Source organism: Methylobacterium sp. BTF04 (assembly GCF_010692745.1).
GTDB lineage: Bacteria > Pseudomonadota > Alphaproteobacteria > Rhizobiales > Beijerinckiaceae > Methylobacterium.
The window spans coordinates 1-1,105 of the sequence record NZ_JAAHTB010000187.1 but is presented as its reverse complement, the minus strand read 5'-3'; the positions used below and the strand labels follow the sequence as shown (position 1 = coordinate 1,105).

Here is a 1,105-nt window from a genome sequence, read left to right as displayed (position 1 = left end):
GAGAACGCGTCCTGATTGAAGATGTCGAGGATGGTGGGCATCGGCTTACGCTCCTTCGCGCACGAGGATGCCCGCCGCCTTCAGCTGGCCATTGGCCGCCGCGCGCTTCGCTGCATCGGTGATGGTGGGTCCGTAGGTGAGGCCGTTGTGGCTCACGATGGCGTGCCGAGAGACGATCACGGCCTTGGCGTCGGCGCTGGTGGCGTCGACCCCGGTGAACAGGACGGCGGTCGCGGTCTGCGAGCCGTCCGAGCCGGCAGCGGCGACAGGCACGTATTTGCCGGTGGCGGTGACCTGGGCGAGCACGGTGCCGGTCTTCAGCTTGCCGGCGCCCGAGGCGATGATCGCGGTATCGCGGGAGAAGTAGCTCCCGGCCTCATACTTGAGCCAGTCGGAGGCGACGGCGGCGGTTTCGAGCAGAGCCATGATCAGGCGTCCTTCTTGATGCCGGCGCGCTTCAGCTCGCGCTCCATGCTGGTTGCGGATGCGGTGGCGCCGGCTTTGCCGAGCGCGGCGGGGACATGGGACGAGACCGAGGATTTCTCCTCGGTGGCCACCAGCTTGTCGAAGAGCGCGGCGCGGGCCTGCTCCACGGTCTTGCCCTCGGTGAGCATGGTGACGGCGAGATCGGCCGCCAGGGTCGGGTCCTTACGGCGGGCGAGCGCCACCAGGTTGGTCACTTCGCCGGCCGCGCCGATGCGCTCCTTGGCTTGGTCAATGGTGGCGCCCTCGGCCAACAGGCTCGCGGCCATGGCAGGGACACCGCCGGCGATGCAGAGGGTGACGATCTCGGACGCATCGGCGCGCGTGACGGTCGTAGCCGTAGGAGCGCCCCGCGCGGCTTCCACGGTGGCGGCGAGGGCCGCGCTCGGATTGGCAGGGACGGTGGTGCCGCCGCCCGCCTGTTCGTTCGCCATGGGTTTCTCCTTCTGGCGCTGGGGGGCGGCCGGGATGGCCGCAGTGGGACGCGCGCGGTTTGTCCACGCCCGTCGGTCAGCCAGAGCGACGAGGCGCTCGGGCGGATGCTGGTAGAGGCGGAAGTCGAAGGCGGTGGGCTCGGGGCCCATCTCGTCGCCCTCGTCATGCGCGTCGATCTCGATGGTGG

Annotated in this window: 1 protein-coding gene and 1 pseudogene; both read right to left on the bottom strand. The window is 69.9% G+C overall.

Going from position 1 to position 1,105, the window contains the following annotated elements; genetic code table 11:
• Positions 1–45: 45 nt before the first annotated feature.
• Positions 46–426 (bottom strand): head decoration protein, encoded by a 381-nt coding sequence (locus tag G3T14_RS24220; protein WP_163645010.1) that lies wholly within the window; start codon positions 424–426, stop codon positions 46–48.
• 2 nt (positions 427–428) lie between these two features.
• Positions 429–1,105: pseudogene (locus G3T14_RS24880) on the bottom strand (Clp protease ClpP); the annotation flags it as partial.